Origin of the sequence: Afipia sp. GAS231, assembly GCF_900103365.1 — a bacterium.
Taxonomy (GTDB): Bacteria; Pseudomonadota; Alphaproteobacteria; order Rhizobiales; family Xanthobacteraceae; genus Bradyrhizobium.
On sequence record NZ_LT629703.1, the window covers coordinates 1,784,146 to 1,797,066 of the forward strand.

Annotated in this window: 13 protein-coding genes; 6 read left to right on the plus strand and 7 right to left on the minus strand. The window is 61.2% G+C overall.

Annotated elements, in window-relative coordinates:
- Positions 1-117: 117 nt before the first annotated feature.
- On the plus strand, positions 118-408 hold the full coding sequence (locus BLS26_RS08520) for a DUF3551 domain-containing protein (RefSeq protein ID WP_092510126.1): 291 nt from the start codon (positions 118-120) through the stop codon (positions 406-408).
- A gap of 87 nt (positions 409-495) precedes the next feature.
- On the opposite strand, the gene BLS26_RS08525 is transcribed toward BLS26_RS08520, so the two are convergent.
- Complete coding sequence (locus BLS26_RS08525) at positions 496-1,548, minus strand: hypothetical protein (RefSeq protein WP_092510128.1); 1,053 nt, start codon at positions 1,546-1,548, stop codon at positions 496-498.
- A 211-nt stretch (positions 1,549-1,759) separates the two neighbouring features.
- Between BLS26_RS08525 and bamA the strand changes: the two genes are divergently transcribed.
- A complete protein-coding gene (gene bamA, locus BLS26_RS08530; RefSeq protein WP_244541881.1) occupies positions 1,760-4,099 on the plus strand; it encodes an outer membrane protein assembly factor BamA in 2,340 nt (779 codons plus the stop codon).
- Positions 4,100-4,123: 24 nt separating this feature from the next.
- Here the strand turns inward: bamA and BLS26_RS08535 are convergent, their stop codons facing one another.
- From BLS26_RS08535 to BLS26_RS08545, 3 genes are all read right to left on the minus strand, one after another.
- Entirely contained in the window at positions 4,124-4,594 is a 471-nt protein-coding gene (locus tag BLS26_RS08535; RefSeq protein WP_244541882.1) for a hypothetical protein, read from the minus strand.
- A 78-nt stretch (positions 4,595-4,672) separates the two neighbouring features.
- Positions 4,673-5,224 carry a DUF6456 domain-containing protein gene (locus BLS26_RS08540; RefSeq protein ID WP_092510132.1) on the minus strand — a complete coding sequence of 184 codons (552 nt, stop codon included), beginning with the start codon at positions 5,222-5,224 and terminating at the stop codon, positions 4,673-4,675.
- Positions 5,225-5,278: 54 nt separating this feature from the next.
- On the minus strand, positions 5,279-5,818 hold the full coding sequence (locus BLS26_RS08545; protein ID WP_092510134.1) for a GcrA family cell cycle regulator: 540 nt from the start codon (positions 5,816-5,818) through the stop codon (positions 5,279-5,281).
- Between the two features lie 126 nt (positions 5,819-5,944).
- Here BLS26_RS08545 and BLS26_RS08550 point away from each other — a divergent pair, with 126 nt between their 5' ends.
- From BLS26_RS08550 to BLS26_RS08560, 3 genes are all read left to right on the plus strand, one after another.
- On the plus strand, positions 5,945-6,583 hold the full coding sequence (locus BLS26_RS08550) for a S24 family peptidase (protein WP_092510136.1): 639 nt from the start codon (positions 5,945-5,947) through the stop codon (positions 6,581-6,583).
- A 157-nt stretch (positions 6,584-6,740) separates the two neighbouring features.
- On the plus strand, positions 6,741-7,016 hold the full coding sequence (locus tag BLS26_RS08555) for a hypothetical protein (protein ID WP_092510138.1): 276 nt from the start codon (positions 6,741-6,743) through the stop codon (positions 7,014-7,016).
- 160 nt (positions 7,017-7,176) lie between these two features.
- On the plus strand, positions 7,177-8,469 hold the full coding sequence (locus tag BLS26_RS08560) for an OpgC domain-containing protein (RefSeq protein ID WP_092510140.1): 1,293 nt from the start codon (positions 7,177-7,179) through the stop codon (positions 8,467-8,469).
- On the opposite strand, the gene BLS26_RS35610 is transcribed toward BLS26_RS08560, so the two are convergent.
- The 3 genes from BLS26_RS35610 to BLS26_RS08570 form a co-directional block, all read right to left on the minus strand.
- On the minus strand, positions 8,351-8,662 hold the full coding sequence (locus BLS26_RS35610; RefSeq protein ID WP_157676386.1) for a hypothetical protein: 312 nt from the start codon (positions 8,660-8,662) through the stop codon (positions 8,351-8,353). The two genes, BLS26_RS08560 and BLS26_RS35610, sit on opposite strands and share 119 nt — an antisense overlap.
- Before the next feature lie 12 nt (positions 8,663-8,674).
- Positions 8,675-9,703: an LLM class flavin-dependent oxidoreductase gene (locus BLS26_RS08565; RefSeq protein ID WP_092510142.1), complete on the minus strand. Its 1,029-nt coding sequence runs from the start codon at positions 9,701-9,703 to the stop codon at positions 8,675-8,677.
- Positions 9,704-9,828: 125 nt separating this feature from the next.
- Positions 9,829-11,130 carry a glycoside hydrolase family 3 N-terminal domain-containing protein gene (locus tag BLS26_RS08570; RefSeq protein ID WP_092510144.1) on the minus strand — a complete coding sequence of 434 codons (1,302 nt, stop codon included), beginning with the start codon at positions 11,128-11,130 and terminating at the stop codon, positions 9,829-9,831.
- Positions 11,131-11,421: 291 nt separating this feature from the next.
- Between BLS26_RS08570 and BLS26_RS08575 the strand changes: the two genes are divergently transcribed.
- The gene (locus tag BLS26_RS08575; protein WP_244541883.1) at positions 11,422-12,912 is read left to right on the plus strand and encodes a DUF4173 domain-containing protein; all 1,491 of its coding nucleotides are present in this window, start codon (positions 11,422-11,424) and stop codon (positions 12,910-12,912) included.
- The last annotated feature ends 9 nt before the right edge of the window (positions 12,913-12,921 follow it).

Consider the following 12,921-nt stretch of genomic DNA (forward strand, 5'->3'; position numbering starts at 1 on the left):
CAGCGCCATCCAGGCAAATGGCGGAATTCTTTTGCTTTTTTTCACGGCCCATGGCCGCCGGCTTCCTATCACCCCACGTCGATCTGTGAGGAGTCCAGCCAACACAGAGAGAACGAGATGAAACAGCTTTTCACACTGACCGCGGCGCCCGCTGCCGCCTTCCTGGCGCTGACCTTGGCCGGCTTCAGCACACCAGCGGCTGCGGCCAAATACGAGTATTGCCGCACCGACGTCACCTCCGCGATGCGGAGCTGTAGCTTCACATCGTTGGAGCAGTGCCAGGAAATGTCGGCGGGCCGTGGCGGGACTTGCGCGCGCGATCCTTTCCTGCCGGAAGCCAGCGTCAACAACGCCTTCGCCCAGCAGCCGCGGGGTGGGTCGAATCACACCAGGCGTCCCGTTCAGTAAGCGCGGCCGTCGACGTCTGGCGCGAAGCATCAGCCGTGGCCCGAAATTCCGGGCCACCGTTGAACTGACTTCATGGTCAGGCCAATATCACTGCTGTTTTTCCCAGAACGACAGCAGCCCCTGCGAGGCCGAGCCTCCGATCACGCAGGGAATGCCGACCGCCACCTGCCCCAGCGCCGCCGCCGAGACGCAACCGAGCGCGACCGCGCCGACGCCGACCTGACCCCAAAAGTCGAGATTGCGTCGGCTGTCCGAGCCCTTGGTCTTGAGTTCATCCACGGCCGCAAGCGCGTCCTTGCGCAACGCTGCGATCTGTACGGTGTCGGCGGCCTCGATCACCTCGCCGAGCGGCGCCTTGACCGCCGCCGGCTGCTTCACCAATTCGCTGCGGAGATATTCGCGCAAGCCGGCATCGCGGATCGCGTAACTCGCCAGCGTATAGCGCGCCATGCTTCCGACCGTCAGCTTGTCGACCGTATCCCGGCTCTTGCTCCACGGCAGCATCTGCAGGATCCGCTGGATCGGAGCGTGCGAGCCGGTCGCAAAGTAATATCCCCAGAGGGTATCCAGCAGATCCTGGTTGCTGGCGAATGTCAGCGTCGTGTTCAGCTTCTTGTCGTCCTTGGCAAAGGGGTTCTTCGTGAACGTTCCCTTCAGTCGGTCGAGCATGCCAGGCTTCACCTCTTCCAGCGGAATTTCGGTCAAGATCGGCAGCTTGCCTGCAAGATAGCTGTCGATCATCACCCGCCGCGCCGGCATTCGCGGTGCAACCCGGCGCAATATGTTTCTCCAGTCCGGCAATCCCGAATAGGCGATGGCTCGGACGATCACCCATTCGTCTTCCGGCGGAACCGGAAACAGGCCGGCGATGAGCTGCTCGGCCTTGACCGGATTGGATCCGATCGCGCCCGCGATAAAGCCGAGATAGATGCCGGCGTTTTCCGGTTCCTTGAAGGTCTGCGAATGAAACAGCACGCGCACGGCGGCGGGGACGTGCGCATAGTCCGGCTTGGCGCGATAATTATAGATCCACTGCTGGACCACGGCGAGTGACGCGCGCGGATCAACATCCGGCGTCTTCTCTGCATGCGCGGGTTGGACCAGCATGAGCGAAGCTGCAACGAGGGCTGCATAACGCATGTGATGCTCCTGACGAAAGGCTGGCGCACGCGCCAACGTCCCCTTCTCTTTCGAGCGCAAAGAATGATGCAGCCATTGCGACAATTCTGAGAGCAGGCCGGTTAATCAAGACGTTCAAATTGTGGCACCTTGGCCCGCAACTCACCTTGCGTCAGACATTTTTTCGCCCCGCGCAGGCAATTCGATCGGCATTGGGCAGATGGGAGACGACGTGAAGAGCTCGCGCATCACGCCATGGAAGCGGCCGCAGCGATTGCGCATCGCCGCGTGCTGGGTTGCTGGTACGGTCGCGTTGCTGCCCATGACATCGGCTGTCGCTGCGCAGCCGTCCCGCGACCTGATCGTCGTCGAGGGCAACCGGCGCGTCGATGCCGAAACGGTGCGGTCATATTTTCACGCCGCGCCGGACGGCCAGTTCGACGATGCCGCGCGCGACGCGGCATTAAAGGCCCTGATCGCAACCGGCCTGTTCGACAAGGTTTCGATCGATCGTTCCGGCGAACGGCTGGTCGTGCATCTGTCCGAGGCACCCGTGCTCGACCGTGTCGCGTTCGAGGGCAACAAGAAGGTCAAGGACGCTGACCTTCAGGCTGCTATTGCGTCCAAGCCGCGCGGCGCGCTGCAGCGCGCCACCGTGCAGGCCGACGTCAACAGCATCATCGAGGCTTACCGGCATGTCGGACGCGACGACGTCCGGGTGGAACCTGATATCATCGACCGCGGCAACGGCCGCGTCGATCTCGTCTATGCCATCACCGAGGGCGCAAAGACCACGGTTCGGCAGATCAACTTCACCGGCAACCATGTTTTCGGCAAGCGGCAGCTCAACGCCGTCATCAAGACGTCGGCCACAAACATGCTGAGTTTCCTGACCGGCGGCGACGTTTACGATCCCGATCGTATCTCCCAGGACCAGGAACAACTGCGGCTCTACTACCGCAGCAAGGGCTACGCCGACGTCGCCGTGACTTCCGCCCGGGCCGAATACGATCCGGCGATCAAGGGATTCGCGCTGACTTTCGCGATCGACGAAGGCCTGCTCTATCATTTCGGCGACGTCAGCGTCACCTGCGACATTCCGGGACTGGATTGCGACAAGCTTCGCCGGCTGCCGCTCGCCCGCTCGGGCGCGGTATTCGACGGCAACGCGCTGGACAAGACCTCCGAAGTTCTCGCCATCGAGATGGCCAAGCTCGGCTATCCCTTTGCGCGAGCCACACCCCGCCTCGACCGCGAACCCGCCGCCCAACGCGTCGGCATCACCTTCGTGATCGACCAGGGGCCGCGAACCTATGTCGAGCGCATCGATATCCACGGCAATACGCGCACCCGCGACTACGTGATCCGGCGAGAATTCGATATCGCCGAGGGCGATCCCTACAACAAGACGCTGATCGATCGGGCCGAGCGGCATCTGAAGAATTTGAACTATTTCAAGACCGTCAAGATCTCGAACAAGCCCGGCTCGACGCCCGATCGTGTCGTGCTCGACGTCGAGGCCATCGATCAATCGACCGGCGATTTCAACATCGCCGGCGGTTACTCGACCACCGACGGCGCCCTTGTCGAGCTAAAGGTCGGCGAGCGCAATCTCTATGGCTCCGGAAAGAACGTGCAGGCGACCTTCACTTACGGGCAATATGCGCGCGGGGTCGATCTGGCAGTGTCCGAGCCATATTTTCTCGGCACCAAGGTCGCGGCCGGGATCGAACTGTTCGGCCGACAGAACGATGCCACCAGCTACCAGTCCTATGCCAGCACCATCTACGGCGCGACGCTGCAACTGGGGACGCCGATCAACGAGCAGCTCGGCGTACAGTGGCGCTACTCGATCTATAACCAGAATATCACGCTGGTGCCGAACAGCTCCGGCCTGACGCCGTCATTGCCGATCCAGCAGGCGGCCGCTGCAGGCCCCGCCTGGGTTTCGTCCGTCGGCAGCACCGCGACTTACTCTACGCTCGACAATACCAAGAGCCCGACCAACGGGATCAAATCGCAGCTCAGCCAGGATCTGGCCGGCCTCGGTGGTGACGTCAAATTCCTGCGGACCGTGGAGGACGTGCGCTATTACAAATCGATCAACAGCGACCTGACCGGCATGGTTCGCGCGCAAGGCGGCTATATCACCGGCTGGGGCGGCCAGCAGGTGCCGCTGATGAACAACTTCTTCGGCGGCCCGACCATGGTGCGCGGGTTTGCAACCAACGGCTTTGGACCGCGCGATCTGACGCCCGGCACCACCATGGATAATGTCGGCGGCAGCATGTACTGGGCGACCACCGCCGAACTGCAAAGCGGAATCCCCGGCGTGCCCGATGAGTACGGCCTCAAGGCAAGCGCCTTCGTCGACGCCGGCAGCGTGTTTCGTTACAGCGGATCGACTTCCTCGCTGCAGGTCGCCAACAAGAGCGTGGTGCGCTCCTCGGTCGGCGCCGGCCTGACCTGGGCGTCGCCGTTCGGCGCCCTGACCGTCGACTACGCCGTGCCGCTGACGAAAGCCGCCTACGACGTGGTGCAGCCGCTGCGATTCAGCGCGGGCGGGTTCTAGCCCGCAGGCGGCCGGTCACGCTCCCTACTGCTTCTTCAGCGTATAGACCGTGTTGTTCAGGCCGATCTCCGCCGTCGTTGCATCGACGAAATGAAAGTCGATCTCGCATCCGGTTTCCAACGTCTTGATGCCATGGCCGGTAAAGCCGAGCGAGGCGGCTATCTTGCTCGGGTCGACCGACCTGTCCTTTGACTTCATCTCTTCGAAAGCGCCCTGGAAGATCATATCGGCGCTATAGTTCTTTTCCTTGTAGTGCGCCGCCTTGCACGCCAGGGGCTCGGGGCCGGCAATCTCCCTTGTCTTGAACACGACGGCCTTGCCGATCAGACGCGTCTGCTCGGTAACGTCGGCCTTCTGCTTCGGATCGGCCCACGGCGCCGCCGTTGCGCCGGTAACCTTCCAGGTCCCGAGATAGCTTGCATCGGCCGCGATCGCTGCGACAGCCATCGCTAGGCCAATACAGGCGAGAAAACAGGTGACAACGACGTCCTTCATGATGGCTCCCGGGTTTACCGCGTTTTGACGGCGCCACACACGCTTTGGTTCATTCTCCGAGGGCGGAATTTCTATCCATCACCGCTTCTGCGTCGCGAACCCATAGAGCAGTGCCAGACAGTCGAGGCATTCGCAGAAGCGGCGGGAGAAATAGTCGCGCCAGCGCTGGGTGGTTAATCCCCGTCGTTGCCCGATCTGGTTCATGGTCATGCCGTGAACCAGAACGTCATGCACGATCGCCGAACCGTCGGCACCGAGTTCGCGCTCGGCATGGTTCAGCCGCAGCACCGCCTTGCGCTGTCCTTCGGTGATCGGCTCGCGCGCCTGGCCGCCGTCGACATATTCGCGAGTCGGGTCCACCGCGCGCGGTCCCCGCTCGGCCTTTTCCCAATCGCTCTGGAAGGCGCGTCCGGCCTGATATTGCGCTTCATCGATCTGGTGATGCGAATGCAGCCGCCCCAGCGGATCGTTGCGGGTCGAACGCAGCACCACGATCTTGTCGCCGGGGTCGAGCGCCAGCGGATTGTCGACCTCCACCGTCGCGACTTCGGCGTTGCGCAACAGATCCCGTGACCGCCGGTCATGCGCCTTGGCGGGATCGTGGGGCTTTTTGCGTTTGGCTCTGGGCATATCTGGCGGTCTCCTTTCGAAAATGACAATTCGAATACGGTCTGAAAATCTTGGTTACGCCGTCTCGACGATCCGCAACCAGATGGCATTGTCGATAGCTTCGCGCTCGGGCGACGCGACGGGATTACGGCTCAACTGAAAATGCGGCGCGAAATAGCTCGAACCGGGCTGGCGCGGATGGCCGCAGAAGGTGATGGCTTCGCCCTCTTCATCGCCGCCGTAGGGATAGTGGCAATCGCCGCGCTCGAGCTCGATCAGCGAAAGATGGCGCGGCTCGACCTCGGCACAGCGCAGCTTTGGCGGTTCCTGCGTCTTCAGGGGAGGCGTCGGCCGGCGCAGCGCAGCCGCTCCGGGTTCGACCGGAGCGGTTTTGACAATTCGCTCCAGCCGCGGTGGCACGGCCTGCAGCAGGGGTTGCGGACGATCGGAGCCGGCAACTCCCATTCGCCTGGCGCGGCCGATCGCGGCGTTCCGCGTATAGGCCGTCTTGAACTTCAGATTGATCGCCTTGACGATCTCCGAAAACGGCAGCCGCGCAGCGAGATACTTGCGCAACGCGTCCGAATGCTCAGGCGGCCAGCTTGTCTGCTCCATTATTCCCCCCTCTTCCCGTCATGCCCGCCGCCGTCTACCTAATTTCTGATATTCCGAAATGAAAGTCAAGCTTGATTTCTGATAATCGGAATTGCTATCATTTCTGAAATTCGGAAAGGATGAGCCATGCTGGACATCAGGCTGATCGAACGCGGACTGGAAAAACCGGGCAAGACCAAGGGCGGTCTCGCGACCGCGATGGGCGTTCGCCCGGGCGCGGTTTCCGAGATCCTGTCCGGGATTCGCTTGATCAAGGCGTCGGAAATTGCGCCGATCATGGAATATCTCGAACTGAACTCGGTGCCGATCATGGGCCGCGTCGGCGCCGGCGCCTCGATCGAACCCGAGCACGAGCAGGTGCCGCCCGAAGGCCTTGGCGATGTCGAGCTACCCTTCCCGATCGCCGAAGAGACCATCGCCTTCGAGGTCGCCGGCGATTCCATGCTGCCTAAGTACGAAAACGGCGATATTATCGTGGTTTTTCGCGACCAGCATCATCCGCTGTCGAGCTTCTACGGCGAGGAAGCCGCCGTGCGCCTGAAGACGGGCGAGCGCTATCTGAAGACGATCGAGCGGGGAAAATCCGCCACACTGGTCAATCTCACGAGCTTCAATGCCAAGCCGATCAGCGGGGTCAAGCTCGAATGGATCGGCGAGATCTGCGTCACTCTGCCGAGAGGCCAGATCGAACGCCTGCGCAACAAGGCGCTGGCGCGGACGCGCAAGGCGACCAAGGCGCCGGGTGGACGGACGCCGGAGAAGTAGCCGCCCGGCAGCAGGGTGATTCTGCCCGGCGAGCCTGGAAAGAACCGCTCGAGCCGCCCATTTCCGATCTTCCGAATTTTGCGCTGGACTTTTTTCTGTTTTTCCGAAATACTGCAGCCGTTCGATTCCATCTCCCGATGAGGGCCAGATCGCCGGCATGCAGTATTTCGTCGTCATGATCGATTACGGCCGGCGCGGCCGCGAGGCCGTCGTCGACCCGGAAATCACCCGGCGCGAGGTCGTTTCGCGGATCGCGTCCGGCGAATACAGGAATATCAGCTTTGTTCATGAAGTCGCGGATTGCTCGGTCGAGGACATCACCGCCGACATACTGAGCGAAGCGGCCCTGCCCGACATCGACGCGACGGGCTCCGATCTGCAGGCCGGCCAATTCGATCATGTCCGCGACCTGCGCAAGCATGAGACGATTTGAGCGCGCCTTGCGTTCTTTCTCAAAAATTTGTGATCATCACCATTGCTGATTGCCGACAACCGGCTTAATTGTTCTTCACGCAAAGTCTATTCGAACGTGGCGGACAGTCGCGCTAGATTCGCGACTCAATTCCTCCGTCATGCAAAGTTCTTAAACCTCAATGTATCCTTCCATGAAGGCCGAGATCGCCGCGCGCGACGGCGATCTCCGGCTCTGTCTCCTGTTCGGAATCGCGGCCTGGTTTCTCTTTGTGGATCACGTTCCGCACAACGCGGTCAGTTTGCTGACCCTGCGGAATTTTGGATTCAGCGGTGCCACCGACCTGTTCGTTTTCGTCGGCGGCTACACCGCCGCAATCCTCTACGGAAAGATGATGCTGGAGCGCGGCTTCATCGTGACGGCGACCCGCATCTTCAAGCGGCTGTGGCAGCTCTATGCCGCCTATGTCGTCCTGTTCGTGATCTACATCGACCTGATCGGATACGTCGCGCGGAAAACCGCGGCGCCCGAAATCATCGGCGAGTTCAACGTTACCGGGATCGTCGACCACACCATACGGACGCTGATTTACGGTCTGTTGCTGCAGGCCAAGCCGCTCAACCTCGATGTGCTGCAGCTTTTCATCGTGCTGATGGCATTCTTCCCGTTCGTGCTGTTCGGAATGATGCGCCGCCCCAATCTGACGTTGGCCGCTTCGGTCGGCGTCTACGGGGCGGCCCGCTACCTCGACTGGAACCTGTCGGCGTATCCGGACGGGCACTGGTATTTCAATCCGTTCTGCTGGCAACTGCTCTTCGTGCTTGGTGCCTGGCTTGCTTTAAGCGGCGCCAGGACAATGCGCGCCGTTCACGCGCTGCAGAACCTGTCGATCCTGCGCGTAGCAGCGGTGTTGTATCTGCTGTTCGCATTGACCGTGACGATGGCCGGGAAATCCCCGCGGCTTGCCGCGATGATCCCTGAGCCTCTGCTCGACACTTTCCTTCCCAACGACAAGGAAAACATCGCCCCCTACCGGGTGCTGCACTTCCTGGCGCTGGCCTTCCTCTTCAGCTACCTGGTGCCGCGGGACTGGCGCGGTTTTCAATGGCCGGCCCTGCAACCACTCTTGAAGTGTGGCGAAGAATGGCTGCCCGTGTTCTGCGCCGGCGTATTCCTGTCGTTTGCCGGACATTTCATCCTGATCACGGGTCCGGATTCACTTGCCATGCAGGTCCTGGTCAGCGTCGCCGGAGTGGCCGCCATGACAGCCGTTGCCTATTACGTGTCGTGGTCCAGACGGCAGGACCAAAAGCCCGCGCCTGCGCGCAATCCTGACGAAGCCGCTACACTGGTTCCTACGGCGCATACTCAATATGAGCACGGATCGATTGGCTGGCCTGATCGATCCAGCCAAACTTCTGCACGGCCGCCATCATGTTCGACAGACCTTCCTGCCACCATGCCTCGGATTTGAGCGAAGGCCATTCGCGCAGCGCCTGCTCGGAAATCCAGGCATGCGCGTGGTCGCTGCTCACCGCCACGCAACGCAGCAATTCGGCCTGAACTTCAGCACCGATCGTCCCTTCGATCCGAACCGAGAACGCCCTAAAGTTTTTGGGATCGTCAATCTCGATCGCGCGGCTTGTCCCGATGATGCGGATGATCATGCGCTCGTGCCCCTAAACCACCTGCGCAACGCGTTCGCGCGCGGCCGGCAGCACCTCGCGCGCGAAGATGCCGGCGGAGTGCAGCACTTCGTCCTGTCTGAGATCCCCGAACGAGAACTGGCTGATGAAGTAATTCGCGCCGGCCTCCTCGACCATCCTGCGTACCTGCTCGCGGATCGTGCCCGGCGATCCCGCGATTGCGCCGCCGTTTTGCACCATGGTTTCGAAATCTTCAGGCAGGCGGGCAAAGCGCGGCTGCGTACCATGCTGCTTCCAGAGCTTCATGAAACTCGCATAAAACGGCGGCCAGGCCCGGCGCCCGAGTTCCATCGCCTCGCGGTCGGTATCGGCCGCAATCACAAAGCGGTTGATCCCGAGCAAGGGCAACTGCGCGAGCGAATTCCCCGCCGCCGCCCATTCGGCACGATAGCGGTCGGTAATTTCGCGCACCCGCGGCAGCGGTCCACCGCAGACGATGTTGATCGCATGTTGCGCCGGCCACGCCGCCCCTTCCGGCACCGGGACCGCGTACCACAGCGGCGGATGCGGCAGTTGCGCCGGTTTAATCTCGATCGGCACATTTTCGAAGCGATAGTGCTTGCCGCGAAAATCCACCTCGTTTTTCGTCAGCACCTGCATGATGACGCCATAGGCCTCGACATACATCGCCTGCGCCTGATCGGGATCGACGCCGAAATAATGCAGCTCATGCGGCGAGGCACCGCGGCCGATCCCGACCTCGATCCGACCCTGGCTCAAGTGATCCAGCATGCAGATTTCTTCGGCCAGCCGCAGTGGGTGATGCGCCGGCAACACGTAGACCAGCGCACCGAGGCGCAGGCGCTTGGTGCGTTGCGCGACTGCTGCGAGAAAGACGCTCGGCGACGGCGTCAGGTTGAGCGGCGTCGAATGGTGTTCGCTCATGTGGTAGGTGCGGAACCCGGCGGAGTCGTAGAATTCGATCAGTTGCAGCCGGTTTTCGTACTGCTCGCTGAGCGGATATGGCCCGTGGTCGTTTTGATCGAAGATCCCGAACTGCATCGCATCACCCGTCCAAAGCGTTTCCCGGCGGCGGTGGGAGCAGGATCTCCGTCCCGCCGGCGCCAGCGCCTCAGAGCCAAGTGAAACGACCATCCGCGACCACGTCAATACTGGTACTGTAGCTGCTAATCCACGAGAACGGCACCGGTGAGCCGGGTTTCGCTGTTACGCAAGGTTGCCGCATCGAGCTTGCCTTGCGCAAACGCTTCCGCGGCACAGGTGAAGATACGATAGAACTGCGCGCCGTCGAAGGCGACCAGCAATAGATCGACCCCGGCGTTCAGCGCCTCGACCACCGCGGTGCAGACATTGTGCTGATAGATCGCGCCCATCACCAGATCGTCGGTCATGACGACGCCCTGGTAATTCCATTTCTTGCGAATGATTCCGTCGACGACCAGCCGGGAATGCGACGCGGGGCGATCCGGATCGACCGCGGTCAGCGTTACATGCCCGATCATCAGATGCGCCTTCGAACCCGCCAGCACATCCCGGAACGGGCGCCAGTCGGAGGCCTCCAGTTGCTCCACTGAAGTATCCAGGTTGGCGCTGAAATGATGGGTGTCGGCACCAACCCGGCCCAGCCCGGGAAAGTGTTTTACGGCGGCACCGACGCCTGACGCCGCAAGCCCGTCAACGTAGGATTGGGCAATGCCGGCCACGATGGCGGGGTCATCGGAAATCGCGCGGTAGCCGATCAGGGTGTTGAAATCGAACCGGTTGCGCTTCGTCTCCGGCCGCAGGTCCAGCACCGGCGCCAGATTGAGATTGACACCCAGCGCCGCCAGTTCCCGGCCATGAACGCGCCCGTACGTCTCTGCTGTCGCGGATCGATTATCCAGAGCAAGATCGACGAGCGTCGATAGCGACGGCAATTTGGTCAAGGGCGGCGCGAGATGCGAGACAATGCCGCCTTCCTGATCGGCGGCAACGACCAATGGCGGCAAGCCGGCGGCCCGCCGCCTGTCCTGAAGATCGGCAATTTCCGCCTTCAGCGTGTCCGCGGTCGTTCCGGTGACATTGTGCTTGGTGATGTAGATGCCCGCGATCAGACCCTTTTCGGCCAGCGCCGCAACTTCCGGGAATGACGAATAGCCGACGATGAAGTGTTGCCCCAGAACGCGCGCTGGCGCGGCATCGGTTTGCAGAACGGCGTGCTTGCGCCATTCGAATGAAGCCTGCGCGGACAGCACCGCGAGCAGGGGCAGACACCACAACAGCACGAGAAATCTTCCGGTGACGCCCTGCCTCCACCGGCCTCGGCGAACCAAGACTATGACAACAACAACGCTGCCGACGGCGAGCGCAATATTTCCGGGACCGCGCAGCGCGATCAGATAAGGATCGTTCTTGTTGGCGGCGATGAAACCCAGAACCAGTCCGGCGGGCCAGATCAAGAGCCAGCCGAAACGCTTGATGATGGGCATGAACGACGACCAGAACCTGTGTGCAGCCGAAGGCGACCACTGCCGGTATCAAACCGAACGCGTCGTTGCGAGCGCATAAGCAGGCCTGCACAGAAACTGCATAAAAATCCTGAAGTCTTGCAGATGGCCTTCCCTGCAATTGCACAACGGCGATCGATAGTCGGTGCTGCAACCAGGGGCGATCACCGAATGCCAATTCCCACACGATTAGCCAATGACGGTTGGTGGCTATGCGACCACCCAACGATGGCGCTGGCTTGCAGCCCCCCTCACCAGCCGGGTAGCGCAGACATGACTGACTTCCCCACGCCGGCATCCGATTCTACTATTGCTCGAAAGGGCGTGTTCCCGGTCAAACCAGCGATTGCGATTGCGCTCGCGGCATTGGCAGACTGGTTGTTCTGCGATCAACCAGTCGGAATATCCGCCGTCATCTTCACGATCGCCCTGATCCTCGGTTCGCTGCTGGCCAATTTCGCGACAATGGACCGAACGCAACTATCGCTAGCGAGCCTCCTTGCCGCGGCAGGCCTCGTGCCGGCCTTCGAGGAATTCAACGCAATCTCGCTGGCCTTCATCATCCTGTCGTTGGGGATCTGTCTCCAGCTCACAACCAATCGTCAACGCGGCCGCCTTGGCCAGCGCGCAAGGGCTCTCGGCGAACTATACCTGATCGCGCCGTTCCGGATGCTCCGGGACGTCCCCGGCACGATCAGTCTACCGACCGTAATCTCGGGCATTGCTGTATGGTTCATTCCCATCGTTCTCGGCGGTGTCTTCATATTCCTGTTCGCATCGGCCAATCCCGTGATCGAGAAATGGATCAACCTCATCATCACTCCGGCCAACGCCGCCTCTCACATCAACATCGGCCGGACGCTGTTTTGGTTCGCGGTGCTATCCATCGTCTGGCCTTTCGTTCATGTGCGATGGCGCAACAAATCCAGGGTGGTGGTAGACTTCGCCGAAGCCGTCACGCAGGAACAAGACACGCGACCTCATGGCACTGACTTTTTCAGCGCTGCGACGATCCTGCGCTCGCTGATCCTGTTCAATCTGCTGTTTGCAGTCCAAACCGTTCTCGATGCAATTTATCTCTGGGGAAATACAACACTCCCTGCCGACATCAGTTACGCTTCCTATGCGCACAGAGGCGCTTACCCTCTCATTGTCACGGCGCTGCTGGCCGCTGGATTCGTTCTCGCAGCCATGAAACCCGGTGACCCGGCTGGGCAATCAAAGATCATGCGGCCGCTGGTCTATCTCTGGGTGGCCCAGAATGTCTTGCTGGTGGTTTCGTCAATCCTGCGCCTCGATCTCTATGTCCAGATCTATCTGCTCACCTGGTGGCGCATTGCGGCTTTCATCTGGATGGGCCTCGTCGTGATCGGGCTTCTGCTCATCGTCGCGCGCATCGTATTGAACCGGTCGAACGGTTGGCTGATCCGCGCGAATCTGATGGTATTGACCACAACGCTCTATCTTTGTGCGCTGGTCGATCTGACGCCGGCAATCGCCGACTACAATATCAGCCACAGTCGCGAAGTTTCAGGCAAGGGCGTTTGGCTCGATACGATCTACCTCAGGCAGCTTGGGCCGCAGGCCCTGCCGGCCATCGACAGGGCATTTGTGCTTCGAGGACGCGACCCATATCTTGCTGCCGTGCGTGATCGCCTTGTAGAACAGCAGCAGAAAGACATGGCTTCCTGGCGTGCCTGGGGTTTCCGGAGCTGGCGGCTCCAGCGTACACTCGACGCCAGACAAAATTCGACGACCGGCTGACAACGGCCT

What these genes read in the sequence shown, in the direction of transcription:
- BLS26_RS08520 (WP_092510126.1), top strand. Translation starts at nt 118, where the DNA reads ATGAAACAGCTTTTCACACTGACCGCGGCGCCCGCTGCCGCCTTCCTG.
- BLS26_RS08525 (WP_092510128.1), bottom strand. Translation starts at nt 1,548, where the DNA reads ATGCGTTATGCAGCCCTCGTTGCAGCTTCGCTCATGCTGGTCCAACCC.
- BLS26_RS08535 (WP_244541882.1), bottom strand. Translation starts at nt 4,594, where the DNA reads ATGAAGGACGTCGTTGTCACCTGTTTTCTCGCCTGTATTGGCCTAGCG.
- BLS26_RS08540 (WP_092510132.1), bottom strand. Translation starts at nt 5,224, where the DNA reads ATGCCCAGAGCCAAACGCAAAAAGCCCCACGATCCCGCCAAGGCGCAT.
- BLS26_RS08545 (WP_092510134.1), bottom strand. Translation starts at nt 5,818, where the DNA reads ATGGAGCAGACAAGCTGGCCGCCTGAGCATTCGGACGCGTTGCGCAAG.
- BLS26_RS08550 (WP_092510136.1), top strand. Translation starts at nt 5,945, where the DNA reads ATGCTGGACATCAGGCTGATCGAACGCGGACTGGAAAAACCGGGCAAG.
- BLS26_RS08555 (WP_092510138.1), top strand. Translation starts at nt 6,741, where the DNA reads ATGCAGTATTTCGTCGTCATGATCGATTACGGCCGGCGCGGCCGCGAG.
- BLS26_RS08560 (WP_092510140.1), top strand. Translation starts at nt 7,177, where the DNA reads ATGTATCCTTCCATGAAGGCCGAGATCGCCGCGCGCGACGGCGATCTC.
- BLS26_RS35610 (WP_157676386.1), bottom strand. Translation starts at nt 8,662, where the DNA reads ATGATCATCCGCATCATCGGGACAAGCCGCGCGATCGAGATTGACGAT.
- BLS26_RS08565 (WP_092510142.1), bottom strand. Translation starts at nt 9,703, where the DNA reads ATGCAGTTCGGGATCTTCGATCAAAACGACCACGGGCCATATCCGCTC.
- BLS26_RS08570 (WP_092510144.1), bottom strand. Translation starts at nt 11,130, where the DNA reads ATGCCCATCATCAAGCGTTTCGGCTGGCTCTTGATCTGGCCCGCCGGA.
- BLS26_RS08575 (WP_244541883.1), top strand. Translation starts at nt 11,422, where the DNA reads ATGACTGACTTCCCCACGCCGGCATCCGATTCTACTATTGCTCGAAAG.